Source organism: Undibacterium sp. SXout7W, from assembly GCF_049339385.1.
Taxonomy (GTDB): Bacteria; Pseudomonadota; Gammaproteobacteria; order Burkholderiales; family Burkholderiaceae_D; genus Undibacterium.
Map to the genome: position 1 here is coordinate 1 of NZ_JBMPPF010000007.1, position 23,218 is coordinate 23,218.

Consider the following 23,218-nt stretch of genomic DNA (forward strand, 5'->3'; position numbering starts at 1 on the left):
GGCGCTTGATGCGCCTGCCATAGTGTGCCGATTGTGCGAGAAATCGCGCAAGAACAAGAAAAATTGGAAACATTCGCTCCAATTTCCACTATAAAACATGCTCTCGCGAGCATGTTTTATGAATGAGCGGCACTTAGTTTCGAAGTTTAAGAAAATTAGAACTTAATCAGACTTTCCTTATTATTAATGAAGCCAAAATATCATTTGCAATCAAATACTCGGAAAATCTCTGTTTTGCTGTTAAAAATCGATCATATTTTATTATTGTGATAAGTATGAGTAATACTCCAGCATGTGAAAATCAGATTAAAAATGAATTTTCTGACATCGCCTGAATCTGGTGTAATCTTAGCCCTTTGCTGCAAATGCACAATCGAATTGATGCGAATCAATTATGACTTTGATCTTGTTTGACACAATTCACCATCACTGAAAAGAGGAAATGCAGATGAAGTCCACGCAAGTGACACCAATGACATCAACCAAGGATCAGGATAAGCCGCACCACCTCTGCTATCTGACAGGCGATGAGATTGCCGTCAATCCGATTGATATGGCGCTGCAAAACCAGATTGCCAAACTGACTGGTGGTATCTCCCCTGCGAGTGTCTTGCTGGCGTGGACAGACTGGGCAATTCATCTGGCGGTTTCTCCCGGAAAACAAATGGATTTAATAAACCTGCTACAAAAGCAGGTGCTGGAATGGCCGGGCTTTTTAAGTGCAATGTTGCCAGCGGAGAGCAAGGAAAATCCTCCAGCACAGCCCCCCGCCGCACAAGACAATCGCTTTCAATATCCGGGATGGAATAGCTGGCCCTATAACGCAATGAGCCAGACCTTTCTGCAAAGCCAGCAATTCTGGCATGAGGCAACGATGGGGATACGCGGTGTTACAGGACATCATGAAAACGTCGTCAATTTTACTGCCCGTCAATTGCTTGACATGATGTCTCCATCCAACTTTCCGTTACTCAACCCGGAAGTCATTGAGGCCACCAAAGAAAGCGCCGGTAAAAATTTGCTGTCGGGCGCAGCGCACTGGATGCAGGATAATGGTCTGGAAATGAAGTCTCCCGATAATCATCAGCATACACGTCCTTCAGACCAGCTAGCCTATCAACCAGGCCGCGATGTTGCGCTTACCCCTGGAAAAGTGATCTTCCGCAATCATCTGATCGAGTTAATTCAGTACTCACCGCAAACCAGTAAAGTCTATGCTGAGCCTGTTCTGATTGTCCCTTCATGGATCATGAAGTACTACATTCTGGATCTGTCACCACACAATTCCATGGTGCGGTTTCTGGTCGAACAGGGACACACCGTTTTTATGATTTCATGGCGCAATCCAGATCGCAATGACCGTGATCTGGGGATGCATGATTATCTGGAACTTGGGCTATACGCCGCGCTGGATAAAATTGCTCATGCAACACATCATCAACCCATCCATACAGTAGGCTATTGTCTTGGTGGTACCTTACTGGCGATCGGCGCAGCAGCGCTTGCCAAAGATAATGCCACCAACACCAAACCAGCGATAGCGCCTATCGCGACAGTCAGCTTACTGGCGGCGCAAACTGATTTCCGCGAACCCGGAGAACTAGGCTTATTCATTGACGAAAGCCAGCTGGCGATGCTTGACGCGCAAATGTGGGAGCAAGGTTATCTGGCAGGCGAACAAATGACGGGTTCGTTCCAGCTGCTTAATTCACGTGATCTGATCTGGTCGAAACTAATGCGCGACTATCAGCTTGGCATACGTAACGAGCCAAATGATCTGATGTCCTGGAATGCCGATACCACGCGGATGCCTTATCGGATGCATAGCGAATATCTGAAACATCTTTTCCTGCACAATGATCTGGCGGAGGGTCGCTACGAGGTCAACGGCCACGCCATTGCACTCAATGACATTCATGCCCCCATGTATGTCGTCGGCACGGCAAAAGACCATGTCTCACCTTGGCGTTCGGTATATAAGATTCACTTTTTGACTGGTGCACCGATAGAATTTATCCTTGCGTCCGGTGGCCACAATGCAGGCATCGTATCTGAACCAGGTCACGCGCATCGCAGCTTCCAGATACAACCCCAAAACCAGCATAGCAAAGCCTATGCTGATCCGGATGAATGGCTAGGGCGAGCACAAACACAGCCAGGCTCGTGGTGGATACACTGGCAGGAATGGCTGAAGAAACATTCCGAGGGAAATCAAGTCAAGGCCCGACATCCGCATGCCGATCCAGAACTCGGCGACGCACCGGGCACTTATATTTTTGAAAAATAAAATAGACTAAAGTGCTCCCTGTTTGGGATCAATGCACAACTCAGCTTGAGGACGACTGTCGAGCCATATCAAAGTAAGGCAGTCGATTAACGATCATCAACGTGATCTTGACGTTGATGTCGTGTATGAAAGAGCTGAGTGTCAATAACTCGTATCACGGCAAAACAATACACGCCAAATGCCAAAAAATTGGCAGGCATTAACCACGTGATCTCGACCTTTATATTGAGTTCATGCACCGGCACAAATGATGTAGCTGAACAAGCTTCCTGAAGTGCCAACATAATTCAACATTCAGTTCAATGCCGAATCACGCTGATCATGCTGATCATGCTGATCATGCTGACAGTATCGTATGCAAGGCTTGCCACACGCGGACTGCGTCTAATTTCTGCATGCAGTCCTGATGCCCCAGAGGGCACTCACGTTGCTTACAGGGCGCACAAGCTAATCGTAGAGACAACGAGTAGGCGATATCTGAAAAAGGTGGTGCGTGATCTGGATCGGTCGGGCCGTAAATAGCAATGACGGGCCGATTCAATGCAGACGCGATATGCAACAGACCTGAATCATTGCTGACCATAGCCTTTGCCGAGGCAATTAAAGTGATCGCCTGAGTCAGCGAGGTCTTACCTGCCAGATCGAATATCTCAGGTCTGAGCGCTTTAATTTCATCACACACAGTCCTGTCTTTCGGCGATCCCAGTAAAACAATTTGTGCGCCAGGCAATGACAGCAATATCATTTTTGCCAGCTCTGCAAAGTGACTGGCAGGCCAGCGTTTGGCATTTCCAAATTCTGCGCCAGGAGCAAAACAAATGACGGGACGTTGCTCAGATAAACTCAGACTGTTCAACGTGGCACTAATCTGCTGCTGACTGACTGACAGCATTGGCCTTGGAAGATTGATGGGTGCCTGAGATGCAGGTGCCTCAGCAAGTGCGGCATAAAAAGGTACCATCGCACGCGGCTTTTCGGCATCATCATGATGCATCACATTGATTAAACCGTAGCGGCTCTCGCCTTTATAGCCAATCCGTTTTTTAATGCCGGCCATCCATGGCAGCAAAGCGAATTTCAGGGTATTCGGCAGCACATAGGCAAATACATATCGCTGCTGACGCAGGAGTTGCGCATAGCGCCAGCGCTCACGCAATTGAAGAGCACCATGTTTAAACGGTGTCTCCAGAACAGTATCGACCTCCTTCATTGCACGTAATACCGGCGCGACCCAAGACGCTGCCAGTACATCAATCGCATGTTGAGGATATTTTTTTTTCAGCAATTGCAGTAAAGGCTGCGCCATTACAGCATCGCCTATCCAGTTCGGTGCAATCACTAATATGCGTGAGGATGGCATCGCCTTTTCCCAGCTCATTTTGGCGCTCGTCCCATCAGAAAAAATTCTTCGTTGGGACGCATGGAAATCACATTCGCCATCCGGTTTGATAATCCGAAAAAGGCGGTAATGGCAGTAATATCCCAGATATCTTCGTCATCAAATCCCTGTTGATACAGGACGGCATAATCAGCATCAGTAACTTGATGGGAATTCAGGCAAACCTTGATTGCAAAATCCAGCATCGCTGACTGGCGAGGAGTGATATCGGCCTTCAGATGATTAACAGCTACCTGATCGGCAATCAATGGATTCTTTGCATAAATACGCAAAATGGCGCCATGTGCAACTACGCAATACAGACAATTATTTTTTGCACTGGTCGCAGTCACAATCATTTCTCTGTCGGCTTTTGTCAGATTACCTGTCGTCTTCAGCATCAACGCATCATGGTAAGCAAAAAAAGCTCGGAATTCGTCTGGTCTGTGGGCCAGTGTCAGAAACACGTTTGGTACAAACCCCGCTTTTTCCTGTACAGCCAAAATTTTTTCCCGGATGTCTTGCGGTAAATGTTCAAGATCAGGAACTGGGAAGCGTGAAATAGGAAAGGTCATTATTTTTTATCCTCACTTATCAATATGAGTACAGCGTCCATACATAGAACTTACGCGAAATTGCTCCAGCGAGCCAAGGCGACACAGGCAGTATAGGCTTGTAGCTGCTTGTAAAATTTACACTTCCGTGAACCAGACACCGCCGCTACTATTTTGTGTCTGTTCTGATATAAAAATGATGATCGGCAAGTGATTCAGGCAGCAAATTGCAAACGGTGCAAATTGGCATAGACGCCCCCTTTTTGCAACAGTTCCGCATGGGTTCCGACTTCCGCAATCTGCCCATCACTCATGACCACAATACGGCTTGCACGTTCTATGGTGGATAAGCGATGCGCGATCACTAAAGTGGTTCTGCCCATCATCAGTTCATCTAATGCCGCCTGCACTGCCCGTTCGGATTCACTATCAAGTGCTGACGTCGCTTCATCAAGAATCAGTATTGGCGCATCCTTATAGATTGCCCTGGCAATGGCCAGACGCTGACGCTGACCGCCAGAGAGGCGCATACCGTTATTCCCGACAAACGTATTCATACCATCAGGTAAATCACGAATCACATCGGTCAGATGCGCTGCCTGTACTGCGGCGGCAATACGTGCGCTATCAGGATGCGCATCGCCATAAGCAATATTCGCAGCGACCGTGTCATCGAATAACACCACGTTCTGACTCACCATGGCAATCTGTTCACGTAAGCTGCCGAGCGCAATAGATTGTAAGGAGCGACCATCGAGCAAGATATCACCTGAGGTCGGCATATAAAACCGTGGTACCAGATTGACCAGCGAGGTTTTACCGCCACCCGACATTCCCACGAGAGCGATCGTCTCGCCAGGGAGTATGCTCAGGTTAATGTCTTTTAATGCCTCTTGTTCCTGCTCAGGATAAGAAAATCCGGTATGAACAAATTCCAGTCGGCCACTGGCACGACCCTGCAGGACTTCGCCATCACCTGACTCCGGTGCCGTATCCATCAGGCCAAATACTGATTCCGATGCTGCCAATCCACGTTGCATAGGACCATTCAGATCAGCGAGACGTTTCAGCGGCGTCAACAGTAGCATCATTAAACTGACAAATTCAACGAAATGACCAACGGTTGTAGCGTCTTCCGTCGCCTGTGAGACGGCAAACATAATAACCACCGCGACTGCCACAGCCGCTGCAAGTTGTGTCAGCGGCGTGGTAGATGCAACAGCAACTGTGGTCCGCATTGCGTATCCGCGTAATTTTTCATTTTTTTCTTCAAAACGCTGCTGTTCATACTGCTGACCACCAAATATGCGAATGACCTGGCTGGCGCGTGTCGCTTCTTCTATCACTTGCGTCAGTTCATTATTAACATCCAGCTGACTCTGATTCAAGCGACGCAAACGCTTACTGACACCACGTACCAACAACGCCATCACCGGCATCAGTACCAGTGCGACGATCGTGAGCTTCCAGTTCCGCCACAGCAACGCGGCCATCAACACCATGACTGTCAGGGAGTCCCGAAACAGGGTTGTCATGGAGACTTTCAACATTTCCACGATCTGTTGAGCCTCAAACATGATCGTGTTAATAATACGACCACTGGATTCTCCATGATAAAAACTGACGGGGACGTTTAATATCCGGTCAAATACCTTGGCTCGCAATTCGTTCAGCAGTCGTGTGGATACCCAGGTCATCAGATAACTGGTGGTAAACGTGCACAAACCTCGCATCAAGAATATTCCGATGATGGCAACTGGTACCTTCCAGATTGCCAAATGGCTGGCATCACCTTTGAAGCCATGATCGAGTATGTAGCCTAATACTTTCGGGAACATCACCTCGGTCGAAGCAGTCCCCAACATTGTCAGTAAAGCCCACCATATCCGTGAACGGTAGGTTTGTACCAGTGTCCACAAACGTCGAAAAACAGTAATCGTTTCTTTATTAATTAATCGCATAAATCCATTGTTTTGTTTTACCTGTGCATCTGCATATATCTGTATGTGACAAAGAATTCATCAGCCCTTGCGGGAGGACGGAAGTATTGATCTTCATCGCATCGCCGCTTATCTGCCTGATACAGTAATATCTCGTTCACTCCGCATTCATGATGATTTCCGCGCCAATGACCGCCAACTGATTCCCGATAATGGAATGGCCAGCAAAATCATGAACGCCATACCAAATACACCATCACGCAAAATCGCATTAAACATCCCGCCAACCATCATGGCAACGGTCAGCATCGTCAACAACATCGCATGATCTCGGATGCTGGCATCATCAATCTGACCCGCTTGACTCACTTGACTCACCTGACTAACGTGACTCATATGGCGTGCAATGAATAACTGCATACCAAAAATCCCCAGTAGGGCCAGCAAACCACCTGCGCCTAACTCTGTCATATATAGCAAATAATCATTATGCGGCGTTGTCATGGTAGCGCTACTCAGTCCGACAGCACGCTGTCGGTAGTGCATCATCCAAGTGGCGACGCCATGCCCTGTCCAGGGTTTCTCTGCAATAATCTCTGCGGTGATTTTGTATATTTCCAGACGCATTCCATCTTCATTGACTTTTCGCCCCTCTGAAAAATCTCTGAGCTGATGAATGGTACACAAGGAACGCAATTTAAAAATCTCCCATGGCCCAGCCTGTACTAACCTGACTTCGCAGGTTGCCGGTGCAGGTAATCCTGTGGCATATTTCCAACCGCCATACAACAACAATCCAAATACGAACGGTATCAGCAAGCTACGCCACGACCAACGCAAGCGGCTCAACAGCAGGCACGCACATAACAATACAAACATGAGGCTGGCGGTTCTGGTTTTTGCCAGCAAAACCAAACTGATCACGACATACAGAAATGCCAGGGCGCGTAATATCGTGTAATCGCGGCGCAGTCGCCATTCGTGCAACATCCAGCCAGCAGCAACTGCCAGCAGGATGCCGAGCAAGATCGATTTATTTCCTTCATAAATCACATAACTTCTGAACAGTGTATTCGCCGGCAAAAGGTGAAAGAAGTTTGCGACAAATAAACTTGCCGCCATCAACGCGCCAGCAAAAAAAACATACACTGCCCTGCGCTGCCAAACACCCGCGCCTACTATTAAAAATGGAAACAAAAACAGATAGGTTTGATAATGTGAAAATCCCGGCCAGAATTCTTTGGCGATCTCCGGACTATGTTCCTGCGTTAATCCAATCAGACTACTGACAACGGTTAGTAACAACACCGGTATCAACATCGGACTATGGCGTATGCGTTGCCATTTTTGTGACCACTGCCCAGACACCGACAAAGCTGCATAAAACAGCAGCACGCCACCATACATAACGCCGACTGGAAAAAACAAAGTCAGTGGTAGCAAGGTCAGTATCTGCTGCGGCAAATTCTGTCGCACTCCTGCTTGATTGCCATATTGCTGACCTTGGTTGTCAGTACCTGAAACATACGCCTTGCCTGTATTCGACATGCCACTCGTCCTCATAGCCATGGTCATAGCATTACGCGTATTCGATGGCAACATGCTTGGCAGACAACCACTCGCTCAGACTATATTGCAAATGATCATCCGGATTGACGCGCCACTGATCTGACAAATACAACTCCGCGCTTGCTTCACTGTTCTGATAGCGAATCAATACTGGGCAACCATCCGGATTCAAATGAGGCTTGAGCAATTCCTGTAACTTCTTCGTATCAGCCATGGATGTCAGACGTAAACACAAGCCTTGAGAAAACTGTACTCGCGCCCGGCCTATGTCCATGACTTTTTCGGCTGAAATACGCAAGCCACCAGAAAAACGGTCTTCAGACACTTTACCCAACACAGCAAGAAACTCGTCTTCCTTGAACAGGTTTTTAAATTCATCGGCGATTTCGCTGTATACAGTGACCTCGACAGTCGCAGTACCGTCATCCAGCGTGACGATCAGAATTTTTCCACGTTGCGTCAGCTGCGTACGAACACCAGCAATGACGCCGCCAATCAAGCGCAAATCGCGCGAAGGCTCCAACTTGAGCAAAGTCGTCTTGATAAACTTGCGCACCTCTGGCGCATAGGCATCAAACAAATGTCCGGAGAGATAAAAACCAAGTGCCAGCTTCTCTTCGGTCAACCGTCGTTTATCACTCCATACAGGCACCTGTATGTATTCTGGTGGCGGAATCATGTCATTATCGTCACCAAATAAACTGACCTGATTTGCAGCGGCTTCTGCCTGTTCCGCAGCTTCCATTGCAAGCGCCATCGTTGCCAGTAAGATCGCGCGATCTTTTCCAAGACAATCCATCGCGCCAGCACGTATCAATGATTCTATGGTGCGACGATTAACCTGACGTTTATCAATGCGCTTACAGAAATCAAATAAATCGGTAAATGGCCCACCTGAAGTTCGCGCAGCGACAATACTTTCAATCGCATTCTGCCCCGATCCCTTGACAGCACCCATGCCATAACGAATTTGCGAAGCTTTTTTGCCAGGCTCACCGACTGGCATAAAGCGATATTCAGACTGATTGATATCTGGCGGCAGCATTTTCAGCTTGCAGACATCGATCGCATCTTCGACCAGAATTTTGACCTTGTCGGTATCGTCCATCGCGAGCGACATATTGGCTGCCATAAACGCGGCAGGATGATGCGCTTTCAGGTACGCGGTGTGATACGACAACAGCGCATAGGCGGCGGCATGGGATTTATTAAAACCGTAGCCCGCGAATTTTTCCATCAAGTCGAAAATTTCGTCGGCTTTTTCTTGTTTTAGTCCGTCTTTAGCAGCACCATCGCGGAAAATCTGGCGATGTTCTGCCATCTCTTCCGCTTTCTTTTTACCCATCGCACGACGCAGTAAATCCGCGCCGCCGAGTGAATAACCACCAACCACCTGCGCCATCTGCATCACCTGCTCCTGATACACCATGATGCCGTAGGTTTCCGACAAAATGCCTTCAGTACGCGGATCGGGATAATCAAACTTCTCGCCGTGCTTACGCTTACAGAAGTCAGGAATCAGATCCATAGGACCCGGACGATACAAAGCCACCAGCGCGATAATGTCTTCAAAGCGATCCGGACGCGCATCTTTCAACATGCCTTGCATGCCGCGGCTTTCCAGCTGGAATACGGCGACGGTTTTCGCTTTGGTCAGCAATTCATACGATGCTCTGTCATCCAGTGGCAATTTCGCCAGATCAAACTCCGCCATCGAAGGATCCAGCATTTTGATATAGCGTACGGCACGATCAAGAATCGTGAGTGTCGTCAAACCCAAAAAGTCGAACTTCACCAGACCGACGGCTTCGACGTCATCTTTATCGTATTGCGAGACCACGCCCGAATCGCCACCTTGCGTGTACAGCGGGCAGAAATCCGTCAGCTTACCGGGCGCAATCAACACACCACCGGCATGCATACCGATATTGCGCGTGATGCCTTCGACTTGCTGCGCCAGATCGAGCAGGGTTTTGACTTCTTCTTCGTTTTCCTGACGTTCGGCCAGCAGCGGTTCTTCGACGATGGCTTCTGCAATCGTGACCTGCTTACCCGGTTTGAATGGAATCAGTTTCGAGACGCCATCGCAAAACATATAGCCGAAATCCAGTACGCGCCCAACGTCGCGAATTGCGCCTTTCGCCGCCATCGTTCCGAAGGTGGCGATCTGAGATACGGCTTCCTTGCCATAGCGATCTTTTACATACTGAATAACGCGGTCACGACCTTCCTGACAGAAATCAATATCGAAGTCGGGCATCGATACCCGCTCTGGATTCAGGAAACGTTCAAACAGCAAGTTATATTGCAAAGGATCGAGATCGGTAATCAACAATGAATACGCAACGAGTGAACCGGCACCAGAACCACGGCCAGGGCCAACAGGCACACCATTATTTTTTGCCCATTGAATAAAGTCGGCAACAATCAGGAAGTAACCAGGGAAACCCATCTTGATAATGGTGTCGGTTTCAAACTTCAAACGCGCCTCATAACGGGCGCGCTCTTTTTCGCGCTTTTCTTCATTCGGGAACAAATGCTGAAGACGGAACTCCAGACCACGCTTGGCTTCGAACACCAGAAAATCGTTGATATCCATGCCATCAGGTGTCGGAAAATCAGGCAATTTTGGCTTACCAAGTTCCAGCTTGAGGTTACAGCGTTTGGCAATTTCGACTGAATTTCGCAAGACACCAGGCATATCGGCAAACAAAGCGGCCATTTCTTCCTGTGTCTTAAAGCATTGCTGGTCATTAAAACGACGAACACGTTTACCATTGGCCAACATATCGCCCTCAGCGATACACACTCTGGCCTCATGCGCCGTGTAGTCGTCCTTGCTCAAAAATTGAATCGGATGGGTAGCAACAACCGGTAACGAGAGTTGGCGGGCCAATACAATGACGGAACGAATATGATTTTCCATATTCGCCTGCCCGGCTCTTTGTATTTCAAGATAAAAATGATCCGGGAAAATTCTTGCCCAACGCTTGGCATGTGCTTCGGCCAGCGCCAGGTTTCCGTTATCAATGGCAACACCGATATCGCCAAAATGTGCACCGGAAAGCGCAATCAAACCACCGCCCTGACCTTGCTCATGCAATTGTTGCAGCCATTCGTAACGTATTTCAGCCCGACCGCGATGCTGGTTGGTCAGCCATGCCTGCGCTAACAGTTCACACAGCTGAAGATAACCAAGACGATTTTTGACTAACAACATCAGTCGTGTTGGTTTGTCGCGGTCAGCCTCGTTGGTAATCCAGACATCGCATCCGGCGATAGGCTTGATACCTTTACCACGTGCGGCCTTATAAAATTTCACCATCGCGAACAAATTCGCCAGATCAGTGATCGCCATCGCGGGTTGCTTGTCTTTGACCGCCGCTTTGATCACATCATCAATACGCACAAGACCATCCACAATCGAGTATTCAGAGTGAATCCGCAAATGGACGAATGTTGGATCAGGAGGTGTGGATGGGATAGTGGCAACAGTTGCAGTGCCAGCATCGGGAGAAATTGTCAGTTCTGTATTCATCTGCGTATTTTACAGCCTTGACCACCGGTATCAGAAGCACTGACCGGTATCCATCCGGAATTATCATCAAAACTTCGGGCAATATTTTCTTTTTTATATCATTACAAATGCAAATACCTTTAACGTCGGCTAAAAATGAGGGCTAATAATTTTAGTTTGTCTCAGAACGTTAAAAGTTGCTGCAACGCCACATTAAAAGGCAGACCTATGTGGTACGCTCCTTTCAGCCCGGTTGTCATCTGGAGAACACTTTGTTAGTAGAAATTCTGAGGCAGGTATATCGTCCTTCTCGACGTAGTCTGTTTGCTGCTTGCGCAATAACGATCTGCCTGCCATTTGAAGCAACTTTTGCTCAAGATAATGCCAGCAAAGAAGAGTCCATTTTCCTTGACGACATCCCTGTTATTCTTTCTGCATCACGCTTATCGCAACCGATCAATGAAGCGCCTGTGGCTGTCACGATTATTGACAGGCAGATGATCAAAGATTCAGGGGCATGGGACTTATCAGAGGTATTCAGGTTAGTACCGGGCATGTACGTCGCTTATCATGCCGATCCGTATTTTTCTGCCGACAGTACGGTTGCATATCACGGTATGGTGACCACCACCACGTCAGACCGCATGCAAGTACTGATCGATGGCCGCTCCGTCTATTCTAGCTTGTTTGGCGGAGTCAACTGGAGTGATTTGCCTATCGTACTGGACGATATTGAGCGTATTGAAGTCATCCGTGGGCCAGACTCGGCCAGCTATGGTGCTAACTCCTATTCCGGCGTGATCAACATCATTACCCGTCATCCTGCTGAATCGCAAGGAGCCTCCGTTTCTCTCAGTGAGGGCCCGGGCAGATCAGAGGGTGTGTTTCGTTATGCAGGCAAGGAAGGCGCGCTCAGCTACCGCCTGAGTGCCAGCGCAAGACACGACAAAGGCGAAGCAGATTTGGTAGAAAGACCGACCTCGCTCTTTAAATTCTGGACGCTCAATAAATACGATAATAAAACGATACAAAACTTTACCTTGCGTACCGATTACCAGGTCAATGCAGATGACACGCTGGAATTCCAGTTCGGTTATAACGGCGGACCGCGTCAGGTGGGTGAATACGGCAACGTATCAGCCGTTCGCCGGCAAGCAGAAAACCATTTCGAGATGCTGCACTGGCGCCGGGTTCTGGACAATGGCGGCGAATTATCTGTGCAGGCATTCCATACCGTAGAGCGCGTCTCGGCAACGTTGCAGGACTCTGATGGCTACAGCAACGGAGATGCCACGTTGCGCAGGTTTGATCTGGAAGTGCAGCATACCTTTTCACCATTTAAAAATACCCGGCTGGTCTGGGGTGGCAGCGTACGTTATGACCAGACAACAGCGCCGTATTATCTGGGTGTAGGTGACAATCAGTATCTGTTCGGCGATTTCCCTTATCACTTGCGACGGGCGTTTGCCAATGCTGAATGGCGTGCAACACCTGATCTGGTGCTGAATATCGGCGGAATGGCAGAAAACAATACCTACACCGGCACAGACATCACACCGCGTATCGCCGCGAACTGGCATTTTCAGCCCGGACATACCCTGCGCCTGAGCCATTCTCGTGCAACGCGCTCACCGTCGGCCTATGAAAAAGTCTATGAAGGTTATTGGCGTGGTGCTGATTTTTATCCAGACTTGCCGATACTACGGCCAGAACGCGTGCGTTCCACCGAAATTGGCTATATGGGTAAAATTGGAAAAATCGATGTGGATATGCGCTTATTCAATGACGACTACAGCGATCTGATTGATGTCCGCAATCAACTTTCTCCTGCCAGTGGTAATCTGAATGCAGGCTCGGCTATGATGCGTGGCTATGAAATGCAGATCAAAACACCTATCGGTGACAACACCCGCGTGATTTATGGCTTATCTGGTGGTCGGGTCAACAGTAACAATGTCAATGGTGTGATCTACAGCGACTCCTTGCCGCAATACAGCCATAGCCTGATGATCAGCCATGATTTCAATGCGCGTTTGCGTGGCAGCGTCGTCGCTTATCAAGTTGCAAGAACAAAATTTAATGCAACCGACTACAATCCCTCACAAAACCGTTATTATTTCATAGATGCCAACAAACGCATTGATGCAAGACTAGGTTATCAGTTCAATCTTGGCAATACACGTGCAGAACTGGCACTGATCGTACAAAACCTGGCCAATGCCCATTATTTTGAATATCGCCATGACAATGAATTACCAGGGCGACTTGCACGACTGAATTTAAAACTCGACTTTTAATACATGCCTGAGCCGTATCACCGCTGCGCTTCCATCAAATCACTGTCAAGCAAATCCACATTTGCTTCCGTTATTCTGATGGCACTCACAGCGTTGACGGCGTTAGTACTCAGCCTGCCCTTGAAAGCGGCAAACAGCACCAATACCCTGGCAATTGAAGGGATTACCGTGCTTCTGAGCGAAGATGCCGGTGCTTATTCTGAATTCGCACAAAACCTGATCAACTCGCTGGCACTACCGGGTAACAGCAAAACCAGCGTCAAGATCATTCCCCTCGCCTCTTTCAAGATCGAAGACTTATCCAGATCAGCGAATGGTCAACTCCTGATCGCCGTCGGCACACCTGCCATGCATGCGCTGCAACAAAAGCCTCCGGCGATGTCCGTGTTAAACGTACTGGTTCCCCGCACCAGCTATAACAAAGCCATCAAACAAACGGCAAAACCTCTTGATCCTCATCGGTTTTCGGCAATCTACGTTGATCAGTCCTGGAATCGCCAGATGGCGTTAATACGCGCTGCGATGCAAAAGATACAGCCACGCGTTGGCATGCTGATAGGAAAAGAATCGACAGAATTCATCCCTGGCTTGCAAGCCGCAGCCAAAGAAACTGAACTCAGCCTGCAATTTGAAACCATCAACGAGGATGCCGATTTATTACCGGCGCTCAGAAAATTACTGGTCAGCAGCGATGCCATTATGGCGATTCCAGACCCGGTCATTTATAACCGTAACAATATTCCCAGCATTTTGCTGACCAGCTACCGCCAGCAAATTCCGTTATTCGGGTTTTCAGCGTCCTACGTCAAGGCGGGCGCGCTGGCAGCGGTCTACAGCCTGCCTGCGCAGATCGCTCAGCAAGTCGCAGAGATCATACAAACCATGCCATCCAGCGGCTATCTGCCGCTACCGCAACATCCAAAATATTTCTCAGTCAATGTCAATGCACAAGTGCAACATTCGCTGGGACTGGCGATGGATAGCGAGGCTGAACTCGTCAAAAAAATCAAACATATTTCGGAGCGCGGGCAATGAGAAACTGGAAACTCAAGCATCGCATCCTGTTTCTGGCATTAATGCCGGTATGGCTGATCTCGGTGTTACTCACCATTCTGATCGTCGTTGTCGGTACAACAGAGATTGACGGCGCACTCAAAGCGCGTGGCGCAGTGATCGTGCGTCAACTCGCGCCAGCCAGTGAATACGGTGCATTTTCGGGTAATCGCGAAGTATTGCAGGCACTCACACAATCGGTCATGAAAGAAGACGATGCGCATGCCGTGATCATCACCGATCCGCAACACAAAATACTCGCTGTCAGCGGTAAGCCTAGTCGCCTGGAAGCGGCACATGCAGAGGCCGCGGACAGGGGAATAATTATTCGCGGCAAGAACCATTCACTCATTTTTGCCGCACCTATTTATCAAGGACATGCAGAACTCGACAGTTTCGACTTATTAGACCGTAGCCCCACTGATACCGTCAGCATCGCACCAAGTAATAAATTACTGGGTCGCGTCTATGTCGAACTCAGCACTGTCTCCAGCGAACAAACCAAGAGCATGTTCGTCATCATCAGCATACTGATCGGGCTCATCGGCACTGCCTGCGCATCCGTACTGGCTTTGCGGATGAGCCACGACATCACCAAACCATTATCACAACTGATACAAGGCGTGCATAACATGGCACATGGCGACCTTGGCACGCGGCTGGCGGCACGCGCAGGTGGCGAGCTGGAAGAACTCGAAAACGGCTTCAATCTGATGGCATCTGAAATTGAAAGCAGCCACAATAAAATGCTGGCCATCAACACCAATCTCGAACATCTGATCGCCGCCCGCACCATAGAGCTGGAACAAAAAAATCAGGAACTGGAAATGCTGTCGAATACTGACCGCCTGACCGGCTTGCATAACCGCTTCAAACTCGAAAAAATCCTCGATGCCGAACTCACCCGCAGCCAGCGTTATGGCAGCCATTTTTCGATTGCGATTATTGATATTGATAAATTTAAAAACATCAACGACACCTACGGCCATCAGGTCGGTGATCAGGTATTGATCGCCATTGCCAATATTCTCAAAGACAACATCCGTCAAATTGATGCCGTTGGGCGCTGGGGTGGCGAAGAATTTTTAGTGATTTTCCGCGAAACACCCATCAACGCCGCCATTTCCACGGCAGAAAAATTACGCCTCGCTATTGCCGATCATGATTTCAGTCTCATCGGTAAAAAATCTGCCAGCTTTGGTGTTACCAGCTATCGCCATCCAGATACCATTTCCGACATGATGATACGGGCAGATAACGCCCTGTATCACGCCAAACGCAGCGGACGCAACCGGGTCGAGTTCAAAGAACTCTGAAATTACGCCAGAGTTCCACCAGCACCGCCCCCGGTTTGCCATCGCCATCAGCGCAACAACTCCCCCGCCAGACGACAAACAAACGCGCTTTCCCTGCTGTGCTACGGTAAAATGCTTGTCATCCCATTATGGAAGCACTGAAGCGCACGTTCGCTCACGGGCACAGATCAGGTTGGGCGTCCCTTGCACACCACTGCGCAAAGCAATTTGCCAGAGACCTGCCTGCCATCTGCCTGCCGCACAACGAACCAGCACCTCAGTCTCGTTTCAAACATCTATTTTTTATCGGTTTAATTTATGAGCAACGACAACAAAAATAAGGCAGCAGCAGAAACCGCCGCACCCGTTTCCAATTTTTTACGCGCCATTATCGACAACGACAATGCTGCTGGCACTTACAAGCGTGATGGCATGCCAACAGTCATCACCCGCTTCCCGCCAGAACCGAATGGCTACCTGCACATCGGTCACGCCAAATCGATCTGCCTCAACTTCGGCTTAGCCCGCGATTACAACGGCGTTTGCCATCTACGCTTTGACGATACCAACCCTGAGAAAGAGGATCAGGAATACGTCGACACCATCATGGACAGCGTCAAATGGCTGGGTTTCGACTGGCAAGCCTCAGCACAAAACGGCGGCGGTAATCACCTGTATTACGCCAGCAATTATTTCGACACTTTCTACGCGATTGCCGAATACCTGATCAATGCAGGACATGCCTACGTCGATAGCCAAAGCCCGGAAGACATGGCGGCAAATCGTGGTGATTTCTCACGGCCTGGCGTGAACTCGCCTTTCCGCGACCGCACAGCCAGCGAATCTTTAGATTTATTCCGCCGCATGAAAGCTGGTGAATTTGCCGATGGTGCCCACATCCTGCGCGCCAAAATCGATATGGCGTCACCCAACATGAATATGCGTGACCCGGCGATCTACCGCATCCGCCACGCCCATCATCACAATACCGGCGACAAATGGTGCATCTACCCGATGTACGACTACGCGCATCCACTCGAAGACGCGATAGAAAACATCACGCACTCGATTTGTACTTTGGAATTCCAGGATCACCGTCCGTTCTACGACTGGATCATCGCCCGCGCAGCCGAAGGTGGTTTCTTCAAACAGCCCGTGCCACGCCAATACGAATTCGCGCGCCTGAACTTAACCTACGTCGTCACCAGCAAACGCAAACTGCGCCAACTGGTCGAGCAAAACATCGTCAGCGGCTGGGACGACCCGCGCATGCCAACCATCGTCGGCATCCGTCGCCGCGGCTACACACCAGAATCACTGCAACTATTCTGCGAACGCATAGGCGTGACCCGCTCTGATGGCTGGATCGATTACAGCACGCTCGAAGGCTGCCTACGTGAAGACCTCGACCCCAAAGCACCACGCGCCACCGCCGTGCTGCGCCCATTGAAACTGATTATCGACAATTTCCCCATGGTGGGAGAAATGAGTGAGAACGTCGCCTGTACAGCACCCGTTCACCCGCACCACCCGGAACGCGGCAACCGCGAGTTCACCATCGGCAAAGAACTGTGGATAGAACAAGAAGACTTCATGGAAGAACCAACAAAAGGCTACTTCCGTCTCTTCCCTGGCAACAAAGTGCGTCTGCGTTACGGCTACGTGGTTGAATGCACAGGCTGCGATAAAGATGAAAACGGCAACGTCATCGCCGTGCATTGCAACTACTTCCCCGATAGTAAATCCGGCACCGAAGGCAGTGCCAATTACAAAGTCAAAGGCAACATTCACTGGGTCAGCGTGTCTGATTCTTTAGAAGTCGAAGTACGCCTGTACGACCGCCTGTTCACCGATGCAAATCCGGATGCTGGTGGCAAAGACTTCATGACGTTGTTGAATCCATCATCCTTAGAAACCATCCGCGCCTACGTCGAGCCGGGCATGGTCAATGTCGAACCAGACACACGTTTGCAGTTTGAACGCCATGGTTATTTTGTCGCGGATCGCGTGGATTCGGTGAAGGGGAAACCAGTGTTTAATCGGGTGACTACTTTGAAGGATTCGTGGGGGAAGTGACGACTGTCCAGCTCCTTGTTATGCTCGGATCATTTTTACGTTAAGAAAATCTCCATCAGCAAATTTGAGAAAGGATTGAAAATCCTTGTGTCGGTGGTTCGATTCCGCCCCGGGCCACCAAGGAATATGTAGTAAAAAGAAGGGCTTACAGCGATGTAAGCCCTTTTTGCATTGGTCTGTTCATTCTACAAAAACCAACTCCATTCTACAATTCCCTATGTAGATATACGTGTACACTTCCGAAATGCTTGATTGAATGTACACACAAAAAAAAAGGACTATATGAGCGTAATTTACGGATTTGATACACCAAAAGACCTTCTTAAAAAACTGCATCGAGATGGCTATCAAACTTGGATAGCAGAAAACCACCAACAAAAATATGACTATTTTTTCAATTTCTGTATTACTGCACATGCTATGAGAGACTGGTGCATCAAGCACCTTAATCTTTCAAGCGTTGATAAAGCCGCATTTCATGAAGAGCTAAATCAGAAAACAGTTTTAACATATGTGCGTGATATTGCAAATGCTTCAAAGCATTTCTCACTTGATAGCTCGACCTCAACAGTCAGCGGTGTAGAAGCGACACAATCGCAATTTGCTGTTTTAAGAAGCGGGGTACATTCTGAACATCAAGAAATGAGCACTAAAAGTGATCTAGTGATTAAGTTGTCAGATGGCACAAGTAAAATATTATTTGAATTTCTTTTACATGTCATGCAAGAGTGGATTGAGGTCATGAAAAGCAAAAACATACCATATGATGAAACCTACCTCCCTGAGTATATGTTCATTGAATTTGAACGAAATTAAATGCTCCGACAACTTCTTTCTGTGACTGCCTAAATATAAGACAAACGCTACCACTACGTAGCGTTTGTTTTGTACTCTAAAAACCAACTAATCAAAATTCCATTTTTCAGTAAAGAATTACCAATTTCTTTGCTTATCTCAAATCGGCCATTTTTATAGAATTAAGTCAGTTTCGCTTACTAAGTGGTTTTACCACTTCACCGATTCTATTCCGAGTATAAATTTCTGTAGTTGCGCGATTTTTATGCCCCAATAATTTTTGCGCATGACCCAGGTCATTAATGTCAGTTGCGGCTTTGGCACGCAAATCTCGAAATTGAAAATTTACACCTGATTCTTCCCTGGCCTTATCAAACCTTGAACGCATCGCGGGATATGTCAGGCGCTGGCCATCTGGATCTTGCAAGAGTGCCTTGTTCACCCTATCACGCGGCTTAGCCATGATGCGAGCTATAACATCGGCCAGCTCGCCCTCAATAGCAATTCTCAATTTTTTACCAGCAAGCGTAGCGTGCGTATCTCCGTAGGGTGCGCCATGCGCACCATTTCACCGGGTATCCCCATTTTTAAGCCGTTCGTTTTTACATCATTGGTGCGCATGGCGCACCCTACGTGATGTTTCGGCTTGGGGCGTGTTTTTGTGCCACGAGGCGCATCTTTGCTGAGGGATCGTTTTCACAGAGATTGACGAGTGATCACGTTCAAGGCAGGCTGTGATTTTCTTTCTTGCGCCTTTCTCATGTCTAATTACCGACGTTCAAATATCGCTGGTGGTACGTATTTCTTTACGGTGAACAGTTTTCGTCGTCGGCCTATTTTGAGCAACGAATCTTTGCGCGACGCCTTGCGCCTGGCGATCCAAAAAACACGACTTACACATCCGTTTAAGATTGATGCATGGGTGCTGTTACCTGATCATTTGCATTGTATCTGGACGCTACCGGAGGGTGATGCAGATTTTTCTGTGCGCTGGTCGATGATCAAACGTCTGGTTTCGCAAGCTTGTGCCGATGAGTTTAGTATGGATGATGTATCTGCCTCACGAACGCAGAGAAAAGAATCGGGCATCTGGCAACGGCGCTTTTGGGAACATCAAATCCGTGACGATCATGACTTTGCACGGCATGTCGATTATATTCATTGGAATCCGGTCAAGCATGGGCTGGTTGCGCGCGCGGTGGATTGGCCCTATTCGACATTTCATCGTTATGTGGTGCAAGAGATGTTGCCGCCGGATTGGGGGGTGCGCGGTGATGTTGTTGGAGATTTTGGGGAGTAGCTGTTTGTTGAGAAATTGGTGCGCATGGCGCACTACGCAATCTCTGTGGGCTGGTGGCTTGTTTTCAAGAACAACACGAACGGGACAGTTCTCACATTTAAACATCAAACAAGTTACCTCGGTAGGGTGCGCCATGCGCACCGCCTTCCTTCTAGCTTTATTTTAACTATTCGTTCTTCTGCCATTGCTACGCGTGATGTGCCGGAACAGCCCGTGATGTTGCCCGCGACGTAATATCAATACACTTTCATGCCGTTAACCATCCCAAATGCTGCATTTTTTTTACGATGCATCGTTTGACACATACAGGCTGAGAATAACCTGTTCCAATCTTTACGTCGACAGTTCCCCGATACCATTGATCGCCTGACCTCATGCGGCAATGGCATGGTGCAATCCGCATCGGATTTGTGTTGAAAGTAGATTTAAAAAACTTTCTATTCAATATATATTTATCGATAAACGATAAATATATATTGATTTTCAAAATTACCGTCATTACAATGATTTTCATCGGAGCGTACAAATGACGCCCGAAAATGCAAACAAACCTCAACTCACCCGGGAGACTCTGATGGAAATCCGTCGACACGCGCGTATTCAAGCTATCCGTAAAGTCAGTGGTTATTTTTTGATCGCACTGACTTTTTCTCGTGCGGTGATTCCAATTTTGGGGTGTATTTTTGTCGGCCTCATTTTATTTGCGTCCGATAGTACGAGCAGTTTTCACGATTTCTTTTTGCAATATGCGCAATCGAAGCAAAGTATTTTTGATCTTATTGCCGACGGCGTGAGCCTGGAAATCAAGCTGGTATTCATACTCCTGATTTCCCTCCTCTTTTTCGTCATGGAAATGATTGTGATCTATTTGCGTAAATTGATAGCGTGTTTTTACGAAGGTAATATTTTTCATCATGCCGCCATTTCGTATGCAACAAAGGCATTTAATTGGAACCTTGCCCTGACGGCTGTGATACTTGCGCTGGAACTTTGTTTGAGTTTGATGAACATGATCTATGGCACCGAAAACCCTAGTCTGTCTATGTCAACATGGATAGGAAATGTGGTTGACGAGGCGATTTGGATAGGATGTCTGTTGCTGATTATTTGGTCGCTTGAAATCGGTGTTGATTTAAACGAAGAAGCTGAATTAACCATTTAAGGAGACGACATGCCGATTATCGTCAATTTAGATGTGATGCTTGCAAAACGCAAAATGCGCTTAAATACCCTTGCGGAATTAGTCGATATTACGCCGCAAAATTTATCCGTGTTAAAAACCGGCAAAGCCAAAGCAATCCGCTTCGATACCTTAGAAAAAATTTGTAAGGTCTTAGAATGTCAGCCTGGGGATATTCTTGCCTTTGACGCTAGCTCGCAACAAGATTGAATTTGTCATGCGTACGCATAACGCAGCTGAGCCACACCCGATAAGCGGTACGAAAAATAGGGGCAATTCTTGGCACAGCCTATTTTTGAATCGCTATGTAGGGCGAGTGCAACCCACGCTGTAAAACACACCAACGATTGCTCTTCAACGATGTTTCAAGCAACCAATCAACATCTCGGTATGTTGGACATGCTGGCGATGCGGGTGGCACCCGCTCTACAGTTTTTCGAATTAATGGGGGCAACTCACAGCGCAGGTGCTGTGAGGAAGCGAGGGATTTGTTGACACTCTGCGCTTTATATCAAGGATGCAGAACAACTTGATGAAGTAAGTCCCTTTGCACATCAAGCATTTTCGTTCTCAACAAGAATCTGTTATTGATATCGCAATGCAAGGTATCAAGAAAATTGCACCAGTTCCCCATTCTTGTTAAACGCGAGATACTGTCCGATATTTCCATTTTTGATCGATTCAACCATCGCTTCTTGTTTTACGTCTACGTGCATCAATGGCTTCTATCGAATGTGTCCTGCTGATGGTGCTGATCGAAACGCCTGAAGGTTATTGGCAAGCGCATTGACCATACGGATAGCAGGACAGCAAATGAGTTGATAAACTACGTAATATCAATGCACCTTCATGCCGTTGACCATAGAGAAATGCTGCATTTTTTCTACGATGGCATCGTTTGAGACATACACGCTGACAATGCTGTGCTCGGCATCATTGACCCAGAATTTGATATAACCGATGTCATTGGTTTTGTATAAAAAGCGACCCAGCATAGAGAAAAAGCCAACCCCGAACAGCGCGGCAATCGCACTGGCACCGTTGACGGAAACACCGCCAATCGCCAACCCTCCGCCGTCCTTGTATTCCATTTCCCAACGCAGGATATCGCTGTACGGCATGGCTTTTTGTTTGCCATCGTCGATGATGTAAATGGTCTTGTTGGCGTAATTCAGGGCAAGGGCGCTTTCACGGCAGGTATCAACATACGCCGGATCGCTGATCTGTGAAAACGATTGAATGTCAGCCAGTAATCGCTTCTTGGCGCCTCTGGCTTTGATGACCGTATTAACCAGTGCATAGATCGTCCAAATGATGACTGGCAAACCCAGAATATTGCGCATGGTCTGCGAATAGGTGACCTGTGAAATCACATAAAACAATACCCATGCTGTAAGCAAGATTCTGACAACCGGGCGTTGAATGAAACGGATCAGTCTTTGTATCATCTTTTTTGTTCTCGCAAGAAGATCAATAAAAAGCCTTTGCCTATGCTGATCATTCGCACATACAAGAGCCGGGCGAAAAATTATAAATGAGAAACATATTTAATTATCAATAAATTATTAATAATAATGTATCAAAAGTTACAAGATGGCGCACACGACGAGAAGGTAGCCTGTTGCCGCTGATGCATAGCCCATTAACAGTACGGACAAGTCTGATAGGACGCTTCTGCGACGATGAGGATTAGACTGCGCAACCACGCCTAAGTATGAGAGCACCCTGCCCCGTCGAGCCCTGTTCTTATATCAATTTCATTGTGCTGGTAAGGTCATTCAGCACGATGTTTGCCCTGCTGAGATGCTCCGTTACGCCTGCACAGGCTGGTCTTGTGACTGATCTTGTGGCGGATCGTAGCTTGATCGGACATCCATACTTTTTGTAAGATTCATCTCTTTGGATATGTCATTTGATTGACACAGAACAATATTAAGCTGTTGCGAAATAAGGTACATATCCATTGATTTTCCTATG

At 48.0% G+C, this 23,218-nt stretch carries 16 protein-coding genes; 9 read left to right on the forward strand and 7 right to left on the reverse strand.

Annotated elements, in window-relative coordinates; all coding sequences use genetic code 11:
* Positions 1 to 448: 448 nt before the first annotated feature.
* Positions 449 to 2,287, forward strand: a complete 1,839-nt coding sequence (locus ACO0LB_RS08420) for a PHA/PHB synthase family protein (RefSeq protein WP_423048407.1) — start codon at positions 449 to 451, stop codon at positions 2,285 to 2,287.
* A gap of 337 nt (positions 2,288 to 2,624) precedes the next feature.
* On the opposite strand, the gene waaF is transcribed toward ACO0LB_RS08420, so the two are convergent.
* The 5 genes from waaF to dnaE all read right to left on the reverse strand — a co-directional run bounded on the left by waaF (position 2,625) and on the right by dnaE (position 11,266).
* Complete coding sequence (gene waaF / locus ACO0LB_RS08425; protein ID WP_423048409.1) at positions 2,625 to 3,665, reverse strand: lipopolysaccharide heptosyltransferase II; 1,041 nt, start codon at positions 3,663 to 3,665, stop codon at positions 2,625 to 2,627.
* A complete protein-coding gene (locus tag ACO0LB_RS08430) occupies positions 3,662 to 4,240 on the reverse strand; it encodes a peroxidase-related enzyme (RefSeq protein WP_423048411.1) in 579 nt (192 codons plus the stop codon). The genes waaF and ACO0LB_RS08430 overlap by 4 nt, the downstream gene beginning before the upstream one ends.
* Positions 4,241 to 4,434: 194 nt before the next feature.
* Positions 4,435 to 6,180, reverse strand: a complete 1,746-nt coding sequence (gene msbA, locus ACO0LB_RS08435; protein ID WP_423048413.1) for a lipid A export permease/ATP-binding protein MsbA — start codon at positions 6,178 to 6,180, stop codon at positions 4,435 to 4,437.
* Positions 6,181 to 6,327: 147 nt separating this feature from the next.
* A complete protein-coding gene (locus ACO0LB_RS08440) occupies positions 6,328 to 7,707 on the reverse strand; it encodes an O-antigen ligase family protein (protein WP_423048415.1) in 1,380 nt (459 codons plus the stop codon).
* A gap of 31 nt (positions 7,708 to 7,738) precedes the next feature.
* The gene (gene dnaE / locus ACO0LB_RS08445; RefSeq protein WP_423048417.1) at positions 7,739 to 11,266 is read right to left on the reverse strand and encodes a DNA polymerase III subunit alpha; all 3,528 of its coding nucleotides are present in this window, start codon (positions 11,264 to 11,266) and stop codon (positions 7,739 to 7,741) included.
* A gap of 251 nt (positions 11,267 to 11,517) precedes the next feature.
* Here dnaE and ACO0LB_RS08450 point away from each other — a divergent pair, with 251 nt between their 5' ends.
* The 5 genes from ACO0LB_RS08450 to ACO0LB_RS08470 all read left to right on the forward strand — a co-directional run bounded on the left by ACO0LB_RS08450 (position 11,518) and on the right by ACO0LB_RS08470 (position 18,782).
* Positions 11,518 to 13,542, forward strand: a complete 2,025-nt coding sequence (locus ACO0LB_RS08450; RefSeq protein WP_423048419.1) for a TonB-dependent receptor plug domain-containing protein — start codon at positions 11,518 to 11,520, stop codon at positions 13,540 to 13,542.
* 78 nt (positions 13,543 to 13,620) lie between these two features.
* Positions 13,621 to 14,577, forward strand: a complete 957-nt coding sequence (locus ACO0LB_RS08455) for an ABC transporter substrate-binding protein (RefSeq protein WP_423048421.1) — start codon at positions 13,621 to 13,623, stop codon at positions 14,575 to 14,577.
* Positions 14,574 to 15,911: a diguanylate cyclase gene (locus ACO0LB_RS08460; protein WP_423048423.1), complete on the forward strand. Its 1,338-nt coding sequence runs from the start codon at positions 14,574 to 14,576 to the stop codon at positions 15,909 to 15,911. The genes ACO0LB_RS08455 and ACO0LB_RS08460 overlap by 4 nt, the downstream gene beginning before the upstream one ends.
* Positions 15,912 to 16,208: 297 nt before the next feature.
* On the forward strand, positions 16,209 to 17,966 hold the full coding sequence (locus ACO0LB_RS08465) for a glutamine--tRNA ligase/YqeY domain fusion protein (protein ID WP_423048425.1): 1,758 nt from the start codon (positions 16,209 to 16,211) through the stop codon (positions 17,964 to 17,966).
* A gap of 282 nt (positions 17,967 to 18,248) precedes the next feature.
* Positions 18,249 to 18,782, forward strand: coding sequence for a hypothetical protein (locus ACO0LB_RS08470; RefSeq protein ID WP_423048427.1), 534 nt, complete (start codon positions 18,249 to 18,251; stop codon positions 18,780 to 18,782).
* Positions 18,783 to 18,948: 166 nt separating this feature from the next.
* Here the strand turns inward: ACO0LB_RS08470 and ACO0LB_RS08475 are convergent, their stop codons facing one another.
* On the reverse strand, positions 18,949 to 19,272 hold the full coding sequence (locus tag ACO0LB_RS08475) for a tyrosine-type recombinase/integrase (protein ID WP_423048429.1): 324 nt from the start codon (positions 19,270 to 19,272) through the stop codon (positions 18,949 to 18,951).
* Between the two features lie 249 nt (positions 19,273 to 19,521).
* On the opposite strand from ACO0LB_RS08475, the gene ACO0LB_RS08480 reads away from it, so the two are divergent.
* The 3 genes from ACO0LB_RS08480 (at position 19,522) to ACO0LB_RS08490 (ending at position 21,451) form a co-directional block, all read left to right on the forward strand.
* On the forward strand, positions 19,522 to 20,061 hold the full coding sequence (locus ACO0LB_RS08480; RefSeq protein ID WP_423048431.1) for an REP-associated tyrosine transposase: 540 nt from the start codon (positions 19,522 to 19,524) through the stop codon (positions 20,059 to 20,061).
* 526 nt (positions 20,062 to 20,587) lie between these two features.
* Positions 20,588 to 21,223 (forward strand): hypothetical protein, encoded by a 636-nt coding sequence (locus ACO0LB_RS08485; protein WP_423048433.1) that lies wholly within the window; start codon positions 20,588 to 20,590, stop codon positions 21,221 to 21,223.
* 9 nt (positions 21,224 to 21,232) lie between these two features.
* On the forward strand, positions 21,233 to 21,451 hold the full coding sequence (locus ACO0LB_RS08490) for a helix-turn-helix domain-containing protein (RefSeq protein ID WP_423048435.1): 219 nt from the start codon (positions 21,233 to 21,235) through the stop codon (positions 21,449 to 21,451).
* A gap of 626 nt (positions 21,452 to 22,077) precedes the next feature.
* Here the strand turns inward: ACO0LB_RS08490 and ACO0LB_RS08495 are convergent.
* Positions 22,078 to 22,689, reverse strand: a complete 612-nt coding sequence (locus ACO0LB_RS08495) for a hypothetical protein (RefSeq protein ID WP_423048437.1) — start codon at positions 22,687 to 22,689, stop codon at positions 22,078 to 22,080.
* Positions 22,690 to 23,218: the final 529 nt, after the last annotated feature.